Consider the following 15,506-nt stretch of genomic DNA (forward strand, 5'->3'; position numbering starts at 1 on the left):
ACCCGGAGCCCATATTCACCCCGCACGGGTGACGGGCAGCGGGGTGACCGGCGGATCGCGGGCCGTCCCGGGCCGGCCGCCGGGCAGTCGTCGGGTAGTTGTCGGGTCAGTCGCCGGTGGCGCCGTCTATCTGCTCGCGCAGCAGGTCCGCGTGGCCGTTGTGGCGCGCGTACTCCTCGATCATGTGGGTGTAGACCCAGCGCAGGCTGAACACCTCGCCGCGGTGGTGGTTCCGGGCCTCCGACACCAGGTCCAGCGAGCGGCCCGCGGCCGCCTGCCGTGCCCGTTCGACCTCCGCCCGCCACACCCGCTCGGTCTCGGCCCGGGTGGCCGCCTCGGTGAAGTGGAAGTCGCCGTCCCGGTCCTCGTCCGTGACGTACAGCTCGGGCAGCTCCTCACCCAGCATGATCTCCCGGAACCAGTAACGCTCCACCTCTGCCATGTGCCGCAGCAGCCCCAGGAGGCTCAATTCGGAGGGCGCGAGCGGAGTCCTGCGCAACTGCTCGTCCCGCAGCCCCTCGCACTTCCACAGCAGGGTGGCGCGGTGGTAGTCGAGCCAGCCGTCGAGCATCTCCCGCTCGGCGGTGGTGGTGGGGGGTTCGGTGCGGTGTGATCCTGAACTGGTGGTCATGGGGCCCATCCTGTGCGAACCGGAGCCCCGGCCACCAGGGATTAAGCTGCGAGGATCCCGCAAGGACCGAATTTGGAGGCCCCGGTGAAGGTCGGCTGCATCGGACTCGGCGACATCGCGCAGAAGGCGTACCTGCCCGTCCTCACCACGCGTGCGGACGTCGAACTGCACCTGCAGACCCGCACTCCCGAGACTCTGGAACGGGTCGGCGCGATCCACCGGGTCCCGGCAGCGCAGCGGCACACCGACCTCGACGCCCTGCTCGCCGAGGGGCTCGACGCGGCCTTCGTGCACGCGCCGACCGCCGCCCACCCCGAGATCGTCACCCGGCTGCTGCAGGCCGGTGTCCCCACCTACGTGGACAAGCCGCTCGCCTACGAGTTGGCGGCGTCCCGGCGCCTGGTGGAACTGGCCGAGGAACGCGATGTCTCGCTGGCCGTCGGCTTCAACCGCCGTTACGCGCCCGGGTACGCGCAGTGCGCCGACCACCCGCGCGACCTGATCGTCTTGCAGAAGAACCGGGTCGGCCTGCCGGAGGACCCACGCACGCTGGTGCTCGACGACTTCATCCACGTCGTCGACACCCTGCGCTTCCTGCTGCCGGGCGAGGCCGACTACACCGGGGTGCGGGCCGTGGTGCGCGACGGACTGATGCACCAGGTGGTGCTGCACCTCTCCGGCGCCGGCTTCAACGCGCTCGGCATCATGAACCGCCTGTCCGGATCCAACGAGGAGGTCCTGGAGGTCTCCGGCACCGACACCAAGCGGCAGGTCGTCAACCTCGCCGAGGTCATCGACCACAAGGGCCAGCCCACCGTGCGCCGCCGGGGGGACTGGGTCCCCGTCGCCCGCCAGCGCGGCATCGAGCAGGTGGTGGACCACTTCCTGGAGGCGGTGGCGGCGGGCCGGATCCTCGGTGCCCGTGACGCGCTGCTCACCCACGAGCTGTGCGAGCTGGTGGTGAACTCGGCTCTGGAGCAGGCGGAGAAGGCCTCCTGAGCACCCGTGCGCCCGTCGCACCGCAGGCGAACGCCAGAGCTGCGAGGGCCGCGGTCACGGGCCAGTCCCCGAAGCGGACGTAGAGGGTCGAGCCCCGGGCGAGCGGTACGTCGTACACCTCGGCGGTCCGCGCCGAGGTGGGCAGTGCGGTGCCGACGCGCTCGCCCGACGGGCCGTTCACCACACTGATCCCGGTCAGCGTCGCATGCACCATCGGGCGGCCGTTCTCGGCCGCCCGCAGGGCCGCCAGCGAGGCGTGCTGGGCCGGTGCCCAACTGTGCTGGAAGGTGGAGGTCGCCGACTGGGCGATCAGCACGGAGGCCCCGTCGTGGGTGAGGCGCCGGCTCATGTCGGGGAACGCGGACTCGAAACAGACCAGCGGTCCCAGACGGACGACCGTGCCCCCGTCCCGCCGGCCCGGCAGGTCCATGACCACCGGGGCGTCCCCGCGCACGCGGTCCTCGCCGGCGGCCCTGCCGACCGAGGTAGCCCAGCCCAGCAGAGCCCGGGCCGGTACGTACTCCCCGAAGGGGACCAGCCGCATCTTGTCGTACCGGTCGCCCGTGGGCCCGCCCGGGCCGACCAGCACCGCGCTCTTGTGGATCCCCGGGCGGTCCGCCCTCCGCGCGTCCACGTTCACCAGCAGCGGAGCCCCGACCTCCGCCGACAGCGCGGCCAGCCGGCGGGCCAGGTCCGGGCGGGCCGTCAGGTCCTCGCCCACGCTGCTCTCGCCCCACACCACCAGGTCGACCCGCTGCCCGGCCAGCGGCCGGGTCAGCCGCTCGCCGGCCGCGAACCGCCGCTCCGCGCTGTCGGGGCCGTCGGGCACCGGTCCCGGTTGTACGACGGCCACCCGCAGCCCGCCCGACTCCACGGGCCGGACCGACCACACCCACACCGCGCCCGTCAGCAGCGCACAGCCCGTGAGCCCGGCCACCGCCGGGACCCTGGCCCCCGGTACGGCGACCAGCAGCACCAGGGCGCAGTTCACCGCCACCAGCAGCAGACTGATCAGCCACACCCCGCCCACCGACGCCAGCCGGAGCGCCGGCGGAACCTGCCACTGGCTGGCCCCCAGCAGCCCCCACGGCCCGCCGAGCCCCTGCCAGGAGCGGACCAGCTCCGACAGCAGCCACCCGGCCGGTACCAGGACCAGCGCGCAGGCCGCCCGGCCGCGGGACGGGCGGCCGCCGAGCAGCTCCCGCACCAGCAGTGCCCAGGGGATCCAAAGCACCCCGAGCAGTGCGGCCACCGGAAGCAGGAACACGTGCAGGCTCGGCAGCAGCCAGTGGTGCACGGCCAGGATGAACCCGGCGCCGCCGAGCGAGCCCTCCAGGGCCGCCCGCCGCCCTCCGGAGGCCGATTTCAGCAACAGCATCCAGGGCACGAGGGCTACGTAGGCGAACCACCACAGCGCGGGGGCGGGGAACGCCAGGGCGGGCAGCGCCCCGGCGGCGACCGCGGCGGGCCCGCGCCAGTGGCGGGACCACCCGTCGTGCTTCGGGATCATGGCGCGCCTCCGCTTCCAGTGTGGCAGTGCAGGGCGGGACCGCCCCCGGGCCGCGCGGACGGAAGGGGAGGCAGCGCTCACGCGGTGGTGTGTCGCCACTTCTCGTGCACGGTGACACGCGTGAGCCGCCAGCCGTCCCGGGTGCGGGCCAGGGCGAAGGCGTAGCGGCCCGCGGCCACGAAATTCGGAGAGGTGACCGCGCCGCCGCCGCGGCCCTCCGGTGCCTGCAGCCGCATCGGGTTGAGGAAGTCCGCCCGGACCTCGGCGCTGTCGCCCGGCGAGCCGGCCACGTCCTCCAGCCGGACCAGCCGGTTGACGATCAGATGCTGCCTCACCGGGAAGAGCTCCATGGTCCGCGCGAGCCATTCCGCGACCTGCCCCACCGGCCCCTCGATCCCGCCGGCCGATCTGTAGTCGGCCCGCCCGCCGGGGGTGAACAGGGCCCGGTAGGCGCCCCAGTCGCCGTCGTCGACGGCCATCGCGTAGCCCGTGACCACGTCGTCGATCGCCAGCCGGTCCATCACCGTCGCGAGATCCACACGCTGAGTCATCGGGTCAGTGTGGGGCTGCGCGGGCGGGAGGCCAAGGGGCGTGCGCGGACCGGACCTCCGTCCCGCCCGTCAGTGACCGGAACGCGCCTCCCGCTGCCGGACCACGACCAGGAACGCGTCGCTCGCCAGATCCATGACCACCTCCGCGGGCACGCCCTCGCGCATCCGCTGGGCCGCGTACTCCTCGGCGGGCCAGCTCCCCCGCGGACTTCCGGCCGGAAAACGCTCCAGTACCACTCGACCCATGGGACACCCCCTGCTGCTTGCCTTGCGCTCTCTTCGTGAACAACGACGCGGAGGCCGCCCGGGAACGTTCCCGGGCGGCCTCCGATTCACGCGAAGTGGTGGAACAGCGCGGCTACGAGCCGGACTCGCCCGCGTGCGGGCTCAGCACGTCCGTGCCCATCAGCACGAACAGCACGATGCCGAGCAGGATCCGGTAGATCACGAAGGGCATGAAGCTCTTGGTGGTGATGAACTTCATGAACCACGCGATCACGGCATAGCCCACGCAGAAGGCGATGACCGTCGCGAAGACCGTCGGACCCCAGGAGATGTGGCCCGGCTCCTCGATCACGTCCTTGATCTCGAAGGCGCCCGAGGCCAGCACGGCCGGGATGGCGAGCAGGAAGGAGTAACGGGCCGCCGCCTCGCGGGTGAAGCCCAGCAGCAGACCGCCGGAGATCGTCGCACCGGAGCGGGAGACACCCGGGATCAGAGCCATCGCCTGGCAGAAGCCGAAGATCAGGCCGTCCTTGACGCCCAGCTGCTGGAGCGTCTTGCGCTCGCGGATCGCCCGGTGCCGGCCGCCCTCCTCGTCGCGCGCGGCCAGCCGGTCGGCGACGCCCAGCACGATGCCCATCACGATCAGGGTCGTGGCCGTCAGCCGCAGGTCGCGGGCCGGACCGACGATCGCGTCCTTGAAGGCGAGGCCGAGGATGCCGATCGGGAGCGAGCCCACGATCACCAGCCAGCCCATCTTCGCGTCCTGCTCGGAGCGCAGGGCCTTCGTGTACAGGGAACGGAACCAGGTGGAGACGATCCGCGCGATGTCCTTGCGGAAGTAGATCAGAACGGCGGCCTCGGTGCCGATCTGGGTGATGGCGGTGAAGGCCGCTCCTGGGTCGTGCCAGCCGGCGAATGCCGCGGTCAGCCGCAGGTGGGCGCTGGAGGAGATCGGGAGGAACTCCGTAAGCCCTTGGACGAGACCGAGGATTAGGGATTCGAACCAGCTCATGTCGGGGTGCGCTCGTCCTTGTGATCGTCGGGCAGTTCGGGTCCGATGCTAGGGCCCGTGCGAAGCGCCACTGACCACTGGGGGGTGTCCGGAGGCCAGTTCGTACGCCGGCCCGCCGGACCGAGGGGGCGCCAGACGGTGCCTTCTGCGCCAGCCCACGACCCCCGCGGCCACCACGGAGACCACGATGAAGCCGAACGAGACGAGGAACGCGGGGGATCCGGGGGAGGAGGCACTGGCCCCCGCGATCACGTAGGCCGTGGTGTTCGGGACCACGCCGAGCGCCGTCCCGAGCAGGAAGGGAGCCCAGCCGCAGCGGGATACCGCCGCGCAGTAGTTGGCCACCACGAAGGGCACGCCGGGGAAGAGGCGCACCGCCAGCATCGAGCGGAACCCGTGCCGGCTGAGCTGTCCGTCCGCCGATTCCAGCCAGCGCCCGCGCAGGAGCGGACGCAAAGCCTCCTGGCCCATCGCCCGGCCCAGCCCGAAGGCGATCCCCGCGCCCAGCACGGTGCCCCCCACCGCCGCGACGACGCCGAACTGCGTGCCGAAGACGGCTCCCGCGGCCAGGTTGAGCAGCGGGCGCGGCACGAACGCCGCCGAACACACGCCGTACACGGTCGCGAACAACACGACGGCCGTGCCCACCGGGAGTCCCGGCGGCCAGCCCTCCGAGAGGATCCGCTGGGGTTCGTAGACCAGCACGCACGCACCGGCCGCTGCGAGCAGCACGACGAGCAGCGCCAGCCGGGCCCACGGCGAGAGGAGGAGGGACATCCCGGGAGACTAGCCCAGCCATGCGTCATCGCGCCGTAATCTGGGCCTCATGCCGTCGAACGACGGGCGACCCCCCAGGGTTCCCCGCAGCACCCTGGCCGACACCCTGCTGGAGCGGCTGACCGGGGCGTACGCGCCCGCGGCCGATCCCGCGCGGGCCGAGGCCATGACCGGTTACATGCAGCACGTGGCGCCCTTCCTCGGCATCCCCGCACCGCTGCGCCGGGAGCTGTCCAGGGCAGTGACGAAGAACACTCCCCGACCTTCGGAGGCGGATGTCGCGGCGCTCGCACTGCGCTGCTGGCGGCTCCCCGAGCGGGAGTACCACTACTTCGCGGTGGACTACCTGCGCCGCCACGTCGTCCGTTGCTCCTCCGGGCTGCTCCCGGTCGCCCGGCACCTGATCACCACCGTCCCCTGGTGGGACACCGTCGACCTGCTCGCCGCGCACACGGTCGGCCCGCTGGTGGCAGCCGACCCGGACCTCGCCCCGGTGATGGACGAATGGATCGGGAGCGAGGACCCGTGGCTCGCCCGCACCGCCCTCCTCCACCAGCTCCGCCGCAAGGACACCACCGACGTCGGACGGCTCTTCGCCTACTGCCGCCACCAGGCCGGCCACCCGGACTTCTTCCTCCGCAAGGCCATCGGCTGGGCCCTGCGCGAGTACGCGAAGACGGACCCCGACGCGGTGCGCGCCTTCGTCGACGCCGAACGCGCCGCCCTGTCCCCGCTGTCCGTGCGCGAGGCCCTCAAGAACCTCTGACCTCCGGCCGGTTCACCCGTAAATCATTCGACGGAGGCGGAACGGTCCGCCAGTATCGGCCCATGTCCCGGTTCGCCTTCCCCGCAGCGCCGTCCGCAGTCGCGGACACGCCGAAGGCTGCCGCATTCCCGGACGCAACCGTCCAGGCCGCCTTCGACGGCGCACGAAGCTGACCCTTCCCGGATCGTCCGGCGGACCCCGCAGGGGGAGGGTCGGCTCGGTTCAGGGGTCCCGTCCACGCTTCGAGCAACGGGAAGAGATCATGGCCAAGACGGCCTTCGTGCGGACCAAGCCGCACCTCAACATCGGCACCATGGGACACGTCGACCACGGCAAGACCACTCTCACCGCCGCCATCACCAAGGTCCTCGCCGAGCGCGGTGGCGCGTCCTTCGTGCCCTTCGACCGCATCGACCGGGCCCCCGAGGAGGCCCGGCGCGGCATCACCATCAACCTCACGCACGTCGAGTACGAGACCGACACCCGCCACTACGCCCACGTCGACATGCCGGGGCACGCGGACTACATCAAGAACATGGTCACGGGAGCGGCGCAGCTCGACGGCGCGATCCTCGTCGTCTCCGCGCTCGACGGGGTCATGCCACAGACCGCCGAGCACGTGCTCCTCGCCCGCCAGGTCGGCGTCGACCACATCGTCGTCGCGATCAACAAGGCCGACGCCGGGGACCCCGAGCTGACCGACCTCGTCGAGCTGGAGGTGCGCGAACTGCTCACCGCACATGGCTACGGCGGGGAGGGCGCACCCGTCGTACGGGTCTCCGGGCTCGGGGCGCTGGAGGGCGACCCCCGGTGGACCGGGACGATCGAGGCGCTGCTGGACGCGGTGGACACGTACGTACCCACACCCGTGCGGTACACGCGGGCGCCGTTCCTGCTGCCCGTGGAGAACGTGCTGACCATCACCGGGCGCGGGACGGTCGTGACCGGCGCCGTCGAGCGCGGCAGCGTGCGCCTCGGCGACCGCGTCGCGCTCCTGGGCGGAGCCGGCGAGCCGTCCGAGACGGTCGTCACCGGCCTGGAGACCTTCGGGAAGCCGATGGAGTCCGCCGAGGCCGGGGACAACGTCGCGCTGCTGCTGCGCGGGGTGCCACGCGACGGCGTGCGCCGCGGGCACGTGGTGGCCGCCCCCGGCAGCGTGCGGCCGATGCGGCGCTTCAGCGCACAGGTCTACGTGCTCTCCGGGCGCGAGGGCGGCCGCACGACCCCGGTGGCCACCGGCTACCGGCCGCAGTTCTACATCCGCACCGCCGACGTGGTGGGGGACGTGGACCTGGGCGTCGCGGGCATCGCCCGGCCCGGCGAGACGGTCACCATGACCGTCGAGCTCGGGCGGGAGGTCCCGCTGGAGGCAGGGCTCGGCTTCGCGATCCGGGAGGGCGGACGGACGGTCGGCGCCGGGACGGTGACGGCCGTCCTGGACTGACCCGGCCGACCCGGACCCCGCTGTGGTGACGGCAGGATGGCTGCGCCAGACTGCCGTCACCACAGGCACGCGGACACGACCAAGGGGGCGGGCGGGCATGGGCGGCGACACGGCGCTGGTGCTGGGCGGCGGCGGACTGACCGGCATCGGCTGGGAGTGCGGAATCCTCTACGGCCTCGCCCGCGCGGGAGTGGACCTCACCACCGCCGACCTGATCGTGGGCACCTCGGCCGGCTCGGTGGTCGGCGCCCAGCTCGCCTCCGGGCGGTTCAGCCCCCAGGAGCTGTACGAGCGCCAACTCGGCGACGCGGCGGGGGAGGCGGCCGCAAAGCTGGGGGCGGCCGTCCTCGCCCGGTACGCGCTGGCGATGGTGCGCTCGCGCAGCGACGCCACCGCCTACCGCCGCCGGGTGGGGGCCATGGCCCTGGCGGCGGACACCGGCCCCGAGGCGGACCGCCGCGAGGTGCTCGCGGCCCGGCTGGTCTCGCACGAGTGGCCCGAGCGGCGGTTCGTGGTCACCGCCGTGGACGCGCTCAGCGGTGAGCTCCGGGCCTTCGACCGGGAGGACGGCAGCGGGCTGGTCGACGCGGTGGCGGCGAGCTGCGCGGTGCCCGGGGTATGGCCCCCGGTGACCGTCGGCGAACGCCGCTTCATCGACGGAGGTGTCCGTTCCGCCACTAACGCGGACCTTGCCGCCGGATACGCCCGTGTGGTGGTCATCGCCCCGATCGCACTCGGCTCCGGGCTCGTCCCCGCACCGGCCGCCCAGGCGGCCCGGCTGCGCGAGGCGGGGGCGAAGGTCCTGCTCATCACCCCGTCGGCCACGGCCCGCAAGGCTTTCGGGCGCAACGTACTGGATCCGGCCCGGCGGGACCCGGCGGCCCGGGCCGGCCTGGCGCAGGCCGCGCAGCACACGGCCGCGGCCGCGGCCGTGTGGTCGGGCGGCCCGGACTGACGTCCGGGCCGGAGGACCACACGCCCGGGGGACCGGCGGGCCCCGGACCCGGACCCGGCCTCCGGGGTCCCGGGGCCTGCCGGACAATGGAGCGGTGAGCGACGAACGGATCCCGGTGACCCGGGACGTGGGCCAGGGAACCGCCAAGCTGATGCCGGACGTCGACCGGGAACGGGCCTGGCTGCTGACCGTCGACGGGGCCCCTCAGTCCTATGTGGACCTGAACGATCCGCAGCACCTGGAATTCGAGTACGTCCGCCGCCTCGGGCACGTCCTGGACTGCGCGGCGGAGCCCGGGCTCCCGCTGGACCTGCTGCACCTGGGTGGCGGGGCCCTCACCCTGCCCCGCTACGCCGCGGCCACCCGTGCCGGTTCCCGGCAGGCGGTGGTGGAGTTCGACGCCGGCCTGGTCGAGCTGGTGGCCGAGCACCTGCCGCTGCCGGAGGGGTCCGGGATCACCGTGCACACCGCCGACGCCCGGGCCTGGCTGGAGGCGGCGCCGCGGGGGAGTGCGGACGTGGTGGTGGCCGACGTGTTCGGCGGCTCGCGGGTACCGGCGCAGCTGACCTCGCTGGAGTACGCGCGGGAGGCCGCGCGGGTGCTGCGGCCCGGCGGGCTGTACGCGGCGAATCTGGCCGATGGGGCGCCCTTCGACTTCCTGCGGGCACAGTTGGCCACCTTCGGCGCCGCCTTCGCGGAGCTCGCCTTGCTCGCCGAACCGTCGGTGCTGAGGGGGCGGCGCTTCGGGAACGCCGTGCTGCTGGCCTCCGACGCCCCGCTGGACGTGGTGACGCTGGCCCGCCGGTGCGCGTCCGACGCCTTTCCCGCCCGCGTCGAACACGGTGCCGGCCTGGCCCGCTTCGCCGGGGGCGCGGTCCCCGTACCGGATGCGGACGCGACCCCCTCGCCGGCTCCGCCGGAGGGCGCCTTCAGCCTGGGGTGATGTCGGACGAGGACGAGGACGGGGCCGCGGACGGGAACGGTGTCGTGAACGGGGCCGGGACGGGCGCGGACGGCGTGGCGGCCGGCTCGAAGGCGACGGGGCCCCCGGTCGGGCGGACGGGCGGCTTGCGCGTCATCCGGCGCACGTCCGGGACCAGCAGGACCAGAGCGGTGACCACGACGACCAGGGATGCGCAGCCCCACAGCGCCTCGGTGCGGCCGAAGGCGGATTCGGCGGGCCCGGCCAGGGCCGTGGCCAGCGGGAGCATCGACACCGAGCCGAACCAGTCGTAGGCGGAGACCCGGGAGAACTTCTCCTCCGGGATCTCCTGGTGCATCGTCGTCATCCAGTTCACGCCGAAGACCTCGATCGCGGCTCCGCTGACGAACATCACCGCGCACAGCGCCCACACCGGCAGCGGCACCGCGAGTCCGGCCGACGGCAGCGCGAGCGGGAACACGCACAGTGTGCCGACCAGCAGCAGCCTCCGCGGTTTCCACGCGATCATCAGGACGGCCCCGGCGATGGTGCCGACGCCGAACAGTGCCAGGGCCAGACCCCAGGGAGCCGGCCCGCCCAGCCGGTCCCGGGCGACCAGCGGACCGTAGACCGCCTCCGCCGCGCCGACGACGGCGACGACGACGGAGAACTGGAGCACGATACTCCACAGCCAGGGCCGGGTGCGGAACTCCACCCAGCCCTCCCTCAGGTCGGCCAGCAGGCCGCCGCCGGGTGACCGGTCGGGGGTGTGGCCGACGTCGAGGAAGGCGCGCAGGGCCCCGGCGATCGCGAAGGCGGCGGCATCCACGGCCAGCACCCAGCCCGGGCCCATCGCGGCAATCATGGCCCCGCCGAGGGCCGCTCCGCCGATGCCGGCGCCGTTCACGGCCAGGCGGAAGAGGGCGAAGGCGCGGTTGGCGTGTTCGCCGGAGACGGTGGAGAGGAGCATGCCCTCGGCCGCCGGGTTGAAGAAGGCCGTACCGGTGCCGCACAGCGCCGTCAGCAGCATCATCTGCCACAGCTGCGGGTCACCGGTGAGGACGAGCAGGGCGAAGACGGCCTGCGAGAGGCAGTTCAGGGCGTTGGCGGCGACCATCACGCGGTGGCGCGGCAGCCGGTCGGCCACGGCGCCCCCGACGAGCAGGAAGAGGACGAGCGGCAGCGTGCGGGCGGCGGCGACCAGTCCCACGTCGCCACCCGAGCCGCCGGCCTCCAGGACGGCGAAGGCGGAGGCGATGAGTGCCCCGTGACTGCCGAGGTTCGTGACCACCGCCGCGCCCGTGAGCAGGGTGTAGTTGCGGCCCGCCCACTCCGGTCGGCCGCGGCTGTGGCGGGGCGCCGGGGTACGGTGCGGTGCGTCGGGGGGAGAACTCACTCCCGGACTATCCCCGGCCCGGCCCGGGAAGTCCACATGGATTACCGGTCCGGGCCGGGGCGCCGTGCGCCGCAGATCATCCGGTGGTGAGCCGGATGGAGCTGAGGATCTTGTCGGAAACCTCGGTGGAGACCTCTTCCTTCACGCCGGCCGCGGTGATCAGGGCGAAGCTGGCGAAGTCGCCGGCGGCGTTGCGGAAGGCGAAGCCGACCGCCTTGCCGTCGGTGGAGCACTTGTGCTCCTTCTTCACGTTGGGCGCGGTCGCGACGACCATGTGGCCCTTGATCCCGGAAGCGGTCGTGAACTCCTTGGGGTCGGTCACCTTGACCGTTCCCTTCGGCTCCTTCTGGGCGAAGCCCGCCCACACCCAGGTGCCGGTGTTGTCGGTCGCGGCCTGGGCGGTGTCCTTGGCGCCCTGGGCTCCCTTGACGCCGGCGTCCGCGATCGAGAACTTTTCGAGATTGCCGTCGGCGTCCTTGTCGACCGTGCACCACTCCCGCTTGAGGGTGGCGGTGCCGGACATGGTGATGACCGGCTTGCCGTCGTTCTTGACCTCGTCGTCGTAGTACAGCGAGACGCCGGGGTCGTTGACGTTCCACTCCGGGGGTACGTCGTAGGCGACGTTGTACTTCGTGTTGGTGACGACTTTCCACCCCGGGATGACGGGCTGCAGGGCGCCGCCGGCCCGCGGGTTGGGGCTGCTGCCGGCCGGGGCGGGCTCCTCGGCGGGTGCGGAGGAGCTCGTGGCCAGCTTGCCGTCGGCCTCGGTCTTCTTGTCGTCCCGGGTCAGGACGTATGCGCCGGTCGCGGCCGCCGCCACGACGACCGCGGCGGCCGCGACGATGGCCACGGTCTTCGTCGAGTACGGGCTGCCGCCGGAGGGCTGGGCCTGCTGCGGTGCCTGGGGCTGTCCCCAGGGCTGGCCCGGGGTGCTCTGCGGCTGCTGGTAGCCCGGTTGCTGCTGGTAGCCGGGCTGCTGCGGGTATCCGTAACCCGGCTGCTGCTGGTACGGGTTCGGCTGCGCGGGCTGTCCCGGCGGCTGCGCGTACGGGTTCTGATGCGCGTCCTGGGGGTTCTGCTCGCCCCCGGGCGGCTGCTGCTGTCCTGGCCACATGGCCGGTAACGATAGTGGGAGGCCCCCCGGGGAGCCACGGCCGCCCCCTGGGGAGCCCTGGCCAATCCTGCCTACTCGTGGGTAACATCGCGTTCCATGAGCGCAGACCAGATGAACGTGGGCGAACTGCTCGCCGCGACCGTGCCGATGGCCCGGACCCTGAACCTCGAGTTCCTGGAGACCACCCCCGAGCGTGCGGTCGTCCGGCTTCCGGATCAGCCCGACTTCCACAACCACGTCGGCGGCCCGCACGCCGGTGCCATGTTCACCCTCGCCGAGTCCGCGAGCGGCGCCATCGTCCTGGCCGCCTTCGGCGAACAGCTCTCCCGGGCCGTGCCCCTCGCCGTGAAGGCCGAGATCGGCTACAAGAAGCTCGCCAAGGGCGTCGTCACCGCCACCGCGACCCTCGGCCGCCCGGCCGCCGAGGTCGTGGCCGAGCTCGACGCGGGCGGCCGCCCCGAGTTCCCGGTCACCATCGCCATCCAGCGCGAGGACGAGGCCGTGACCGGGGAGATGACCGTCGTCTGGACCCTGCGCCCGAACGCATAGCGTCCCGTCCGGTACGTGCCCGTCGCCCATGGGGTGGCGGGCACGTACCGCTTCCGGCGCTAGAGTCCTGGCACGACGGACGATGGAGGGGGTAATCGTGGCCAAGGTCAACATCAGCCTCGACGCCGAACTCGTGGTGGAGGTGATGGTGCTCGCCGGGGTCGGCTCCCCGCAGGACGCGGTGGAGGCCGTCGTACGGGACTACATCGCGCGCGGACACCGCACCGAGGCGCGCATCCAGAGCCAGGACGAGCCCCGGCGCACCCCCGACAGCCTGCCGCCCCTGCCGGAGGGCTGAACCTCGGCGCCCCGGTGGCGCGTCTCGGCCGGGCCCGCGGACACGCGGCCCACAGTGGCTGGGGGAGCGGTCCGGCGCGGGCCGCTCCCCCCGACCCACGCCGCAGGGAGCACCCATGAGCGAGGACGTGTCACGACGTTCGGCGATGCGGATGATCGCAGCGGCGGGCGGAGTCCTCGGAGTGGGCGGCTGCGCTCCCGCCGGGCCGCCGCCCGGGACCCTGCGCGGGCCCACCGGCGGCGCACCGGCCGCACCCGCCGCAGGCAGCGGGACCGGTATAGGGGGCGCCGCCCGAATCGACGCCCTGCTGGAGCTGCTCACCCTCGAGGAGAAGACCGCTCTGCTGCACGGGGCCCCCGACCCCGCCCACCGGGGCGGGGCCGGCTACCTGCCCGGCGTGCCGCGACTGGGCATCCCGCCCCTGTGCTTCGCCGACGGGCCGGCCGGGGTGCGGGTCGACCGGCCCGCCACCGCGCTGCCCGCGCCGGTACTGCTCGCCTCCGCCTTCGACCCGGCGCTGGCCCGCGCGTACGGACGCGTCATCGGCCGCGAGGGTCGGGCCCTCGGCCAGGACGTCGTGCTGGCCCCCCTGGTCAACCTCATCCGCACGCCGTACGGAGGCCGGAACTTCGAGACCTTCGCCGAGGACCCGCTGCTCACCGCCGACCTGGCCGGCGAGCTCGTCCGCGGCATCCAGGACGAGGGCCTCATCGCCACCGTCAAGCACTTCGCCCTCAACAACCAGGAACACGGCCGCGACACCGTCGACGTGACCGTCGGCGAGCAGCCGCTGCACGAGACCGAGCTGCGGGGCTTCGAGGCCGCCGTGGCCGCCGGCGCGGGCGCCGTGATGGGCGCCCACAACAAGGTCGACGGAGTCCACGCCTGCGAGAGCCGGCCACTGCTCGACGAACTGCTGCGGAGCAGCTGGGGCTTCGACGGTTGGGTGGTCTCCGACTGGGGCGCCGCGCACAGCACCGTCGCCGCCATCCGCGCCGGCCTCGACATGGAGATGCCCGGCGGAACCCACTTCGGCGGGCCGCTGCGCGAGGCGGTGCGCGGCGGCTCCGTGCCGGAAGCCGCCGTGGACCAGGCCGTGCGCCGGATCCTGACCACCATGGACCGCTTCGGGCTGCTCGCGGCCCGGCAGCCCGCCCGCTCCCCGCGCGATGCCGCGGCAGGCGCCCGGGTCGCGCGCAAGGTGGCTGCCGCCGGTGCTGTGCTGCTCCGCAACGAACACGGGACTCTGCCGCTGACCGGGGCCGCGGCCCGCTCGATCGCGGTGATCGGGCCCACCGCCCAGATCCCGTTCACCGGCGGCGGGGGCAGTTCGCACGTGGTCCCCGACGGAGCGGCCGCCCCGCTCACCGCCATCCGGCGCCGGGCCGGGACCGGAGCGACCGTCCGCCACGCCCTCGGCGAGGACCTGTACGGGCGGCCGTTCCCCGCGGGGCTGCTCACCCCGGCCGCCGACCTGGAGGTCCGCGAGGTCGGTCCCGGTCGCATCTGGACGTACGAGGGCGATTTCCGCCTGGCGGCCGACGACGAGTGGACCCTGCTGGTCCACTACACCGGGAAGCGGCCCGGCGTACGGCTCGACGGGGAGGAGCTGTTCCCCGTCCGGCAAGGCGTGGCCGAGCACTACGCGGGCGGACTGCTCGGCTGCGCACCCGACGGCATGGCCGTGCGCCGCCGCACCCTCACGCTCAAGGCCGGCACGCACCGGCTCGCCGTGAGCGCCGCCGGCGGGGACAAGGGACAGCGCTTCCGCCTGCGGCACGTCAGCGGGGCGATCCGGGCCGCGGACGTCGCCGAGGCGGTGCGCACCGCGAAGGCGGCCCGCAGCGTGGTCCTGTTCGCCTACGAGGACTCCACCGAGGGCAGGGACCGCACCTCACTGGCGCTTCCCGGCGGGCAAGAGCGGCTGATCGAAGCGGTGGCCGCCGCCAACCCCCGTACGACGGTCGTGCTCAACACCTCCTCCGCCACCACCATGCCGTGGCTCGCGCGCACCGGAGCGGTCCTCCAGATGTACTACCCGGGGCAGGAAGGCGCCGGAGCCACCGCCGACATCCTCTTCGCGGACGTGGACCCCGGAGGGCGCCTCACCCAGACCTTCCCGGCCGACGAGCGGACCACCCCGGTCGGCCGGCACCCGGCGCGCTATCCGGGGGTGGGCGGCCGGCAGGAGTACTCCGAGGGCGTCCACGTGGGCCACCGCTGGTACGACGCCCAACGGGAGGCCCCGCTCTTCCCCTTCGGACACGGCCTGTCCTACACGGCCTGTCCTACACGAGCTGGCACTACGAGAAACTCACGGTCCGGGCGCAGCGCGGCGGGCTGCGCGTGGAGTTCAC

At 73.4% G+C, this 15,506-nt stretch carries 15 protein-coding genes and 1 pseudogene; 8 read left to right on the plus strand and 8 right to left on the minus strand.

Going from position 1 to position 15,506, the window contains the following annotated elements; genetic code table 11:
* Positions 1-106: 106 nt before the first annotated feature.
* The gene (locus tag AW27_RS29095) at positions 107-631 is read right to left on the minus strand and encodes a DinB family protein (RefSeq protein ID WP_037929200.1); all 525 of its coding nucleotides are present in this window, start codon (positions 629-631) and stop codon (positions 107-109) included.
* 84 nt (positions 632-715) lie between these two features.
* Here AW27_RS29095 and AW27_RS29100 point away from each other — a divergent pair, with 84 nt between their 5' ends.
* Positions 716-1,630: a Gfo/Idh/MocA family protein gene (locus tag AW27_RS29100; protein ID WP_037929475.1), complete on the plus strand. Its 915-nt coding sequence runs from the start codon at positions 716-718 to the stop codon at positions 1,628-1,630.
* Here the strand turns inward: AW27_RS29100 and lnt are convergent.
* From lnt to AW27_RS29125, 5 genes are all read right to left on the minus strand, one after another.
* A complete protein-coding gene (gene lnt / locus AW27_RS29105) occupies positions 1,566-3,140 on the minus strand; it encodes an apolipoprotein N-acyltransferase (RefSeq protein ID WP_037929196.1) in 1,575 nt (524 codons plus the stop codon). The genes AW27_RS29100 and lnt overlap by 65 nt on opposite strands.
* A 77-nt stretch (positions 3,141-3,217) precedes the next feature.
* Positions 3,218-3,691 carry a nuclear transport factor 2 family protein gene (locus AW27_RS29110; RefSeq protein WP_037929194.1) on the minus strand — a complete coding sequence of 158 codons (474 nt, stop codon included), beginning with the start codon at positions 3,689-3,691 and terminating at the stop codon, positions 3,218-3,220.
* A gap of 69 nt (positions 3,692-3,760) precedes the next feature.
* Positions 3,761-3,937, minus strand: coding sequence for a hypothetical protein (locus tag AW27_RS29115; RefSeq protein WP_106967693.1), 177 nt, complete (start codon positions 3,935-3,937; stop codon positions 3,761-3,763).
* Between the two features lie 112 nt (positions 3,938-4,049).
* Positions 4,050-4,928, minus strand: a complete 879-nt coding sequence (locus tag AW27_RS29120; protein WP_037929191.1) for an undecaprenyl-diphosphate phosphatase — start codon at positions 4,926-4,928, stop codon at positions 4,050-4,052.
* Positions 4,929-4,976: 48 nt separating this feature from the next.
* Complete coding sequence (locus AW27_RS29125) at positions 4,977-5,705, minus strand: TVP38/TMEM64 family protein (protein WP_037929188.1); 729 nt, start codon at positions 5,703-5,705, stop codon at positions 4,977-4,979.
* Between the two features lie 49 nt (positions 5,706-5,754).
* On the opposite strand from AW27_RS29125, the gene AW27_RS29130 reads away from it, so the two are divergent.
* From AW27_RS29130 to AW27_RS29145, 4 genes are all read left to right on the plus strand, one after another.
* A complete protein-coding gene (locus AW27_RS29130; protein ID WP_037929185.1) occupies positions 5,755-6,471 on the plus strand; it encodes a DNA alkylation repair protein in 717 nt (238 codons plus the stop codon).
* Between the two features lie 262 nt (positions 6,472-6,733).
* Positions 6,734-7,915: an elongation factor Tu gene (gene tuf, locus AW27_RS29135; RefSeq protein ID WP_037929183.1), complete on the plus strand. Its 1,182-nt coding sequence runs from the start codon at positions 6,734-6,736 to the stop codon at positions 7,913-7,915.
* Positions 7,916-8,012: 97 nt separating this feature from the next.
* Positions 8,013-8,870 carry a patatin-like phospholipase family protein gene (locus AW27_RS29140; RefSeq protein WP_037929175.1) on the plus strand — a complete coding sequence of 286 codons (858 nt, stop codon included), beginning with the start codon at positions 8,013-8,015 and terminating at the stop codon, positions 8,868-8,870.
* A 151-nt stretch (positions 8,871-9,021) separates the two neighbouring features.
* Positions 9,022-9,813: a spermidine synthase gene (locus tag AW27_RS29145; RefSeq protein ID WP_172671422.1), complete on the plus strand. Its 792-nt coding sequence runs from the start codon at positions 9,022-9,024 to the stop codon at positions 9,811-9,813.
* Here AW27_RS29145 and AW27_RS29150 read toward each other — a convergent pair.
* Together AW27_RS29150 and AW27_RS29155 are read right to left on the minus strand one after the other, a co-directional pair.
* A complete protein-coding gene (locus AW27_RS29150) occupies positions 9,800-11,188 on the minus strand; it encodes an MFS transporter (RefSeq protein WP_037929170.1) in 1,389 nt (462 codons plus the stop codon). The two genes, AW27_RS29145 and AW27_RS29150, sit on opposite strands and share 14 nt — an antisense overlap.
* Before the next feature lie 76 nt (positions 11,189-11,264).
* A complete protein-coding gene (locus tag AW27_RS29155) occupies positions 11,265-12,302 on the minus strand; it encodes a DUF8017 domain-containing protein (protein ID WP_037929167.1) in 1,038 nt (345 codons plus the stop codon).
* Positions 12,303-12,398: 96 nt separating this feature from the next.
* Here AW27_RS29155 and AW27_RS29160 point away from each other — a divergent pair, with 96 nt between their 5' ends.
* From AW27_RS29160 to AW27_RS29170, 3 genes and pseudogenes are all read left to right on the plus strand, one after another.
* Positions 12,399-12,851: a DUF4442 domain-containing protein gene (locus tag AW27_RS29160; RefSeq protein ID WP_172671416.1), complete on the plus strand. Its 453-nt coding sequence runs from the start codon at positions 12,399-12,401 to the stop codon at positions 12,849-12,851.
* Positions 12,852-12,948: 97 nt separating this feature from the next.
* Positions 12,949-13,149 carry a type II toxin-antitoxin system VapB family antitoxin gene (locus AW27_RS29165; RefSeq protein WP_037929162.1) on the plus strand — a complete coding sequence of 67 codons (201 nt, stop codon included), beginning with the start codon at positions 12,949-12,951 and terminating at the stop codon, positions 13,147-13,149.
* A gap of 151 nt (positions 13,150-13,300) precedes the next feature.
* Positions 13,301-15,367 (plus strand): annotated as a pseudogene (locus tag AW27_RS29170) (glycoside hydrolase family 3 protein); the annotation flags it as partial.
* Positions 15,368-15,506: the final 139 nt, after the last annotated feature.

Origin of the sequence: Streptomyces sp. PCS3-D2 (assembly GCF_000612545.2) — a bacterium.
Classification (GTDB): domain Bacteria; phylum Actinomycetota; class Actinomycetes; order Streptomycetales; family Streptomycetaceae; genus Streptomyces.

What these genes read in the sequence shown, in the direction of transcription:
- AW27_RS29110 (WP_037929194.1), bottom strand. Translation starts at nt 3,691, where the DNA reads ATGACTCAGCGTGTGGATCTCGCGACGGTGATGGACCGGCTGGCGATC.
- AW27_RS29125 (WP_037929188.1), bottom strand. Translation starts at nt 5,705, where the DNA reads ATGTCCCTCCTCCTCTCGCCGTGGGCCCGGCTGGCGCTGCTCGTCGTG.
- AW27_RS29140 (WP_037929175.1), top strand. Translation starts at nt 8,013, where the DNA reads ATGGGCGGCGACACGGCGCTGGTGCTGGGCGGCGGCGGACTGACCGGC.
- AW27_RS29130 (WP_037929185.1), top strand. Translation starts at nt 5,755, where the DNA reads ATGCCGTCGAACGACGGGCGACCCCCCAGGGTTCCCCGCAGCACCCTG.
- AW27_RS29160 (WP_172671416.1), top strand. Translation starts at nt 12,399, where the DNA reads ATGAGCGCAGACCAGATGAACGTGGGCGAACTGCTCGCCGCGACCGTG.
- AW27_RS29115 (WP_106967693.1), bottom strand. Translation starts at nt 3,937, where the DNA reads ATGGGTCGAGTGGTACTGGAGCGTTTTCCGGCCGGAAGTCCGCGGGGG.
- AW27_RS29145 (WP_172671422.1), top strand. Translation starts at nt 9,022, where the DNA reads ATGCCGGACGTCGACCGGGAACGGGCCTGGCTGCTGACCGTCGACGGG.
- AW27_RS29095 (WP_037929200.1), bottom strand. Translation starts at nt 631, where the DNA reads ATGACCACCAGTTCAGGATCACACCGCACCGAACCCCCCACCACCACC.
- lnt (WP_037929196.1), bottom strand. Translation starts at nt 3,140, where the DNA reads ATGATCCCGAAGCACGACGGGTGGTCCCGCCACTGGCGCGGGCCCGCC.
- tuf (WP_037929183.1), top strand. Translation starts at nt 6,734, where the DNA reads ATGGCCAAGACGGCCTTCGTGCGGACCAAGCCGCACCTCAACATCGGC.
- AW27_RS29155 (WP_037929167.1), bottom strand. Translation starts at nt 12,302, where the DNA reads ATGTGGCCAGGACAGCAGCAGCCGCCCGGGGGCGAGCAGAACCCCCAG.
- AW27_RS29120 (WP_037929191.1), bottom strand. Translation starts at nt 4,928, where the DNA reads ATGAGCTGGTTCGAATCCCTAATCCTCGGTCTCGTCCAAGGGCTTACG.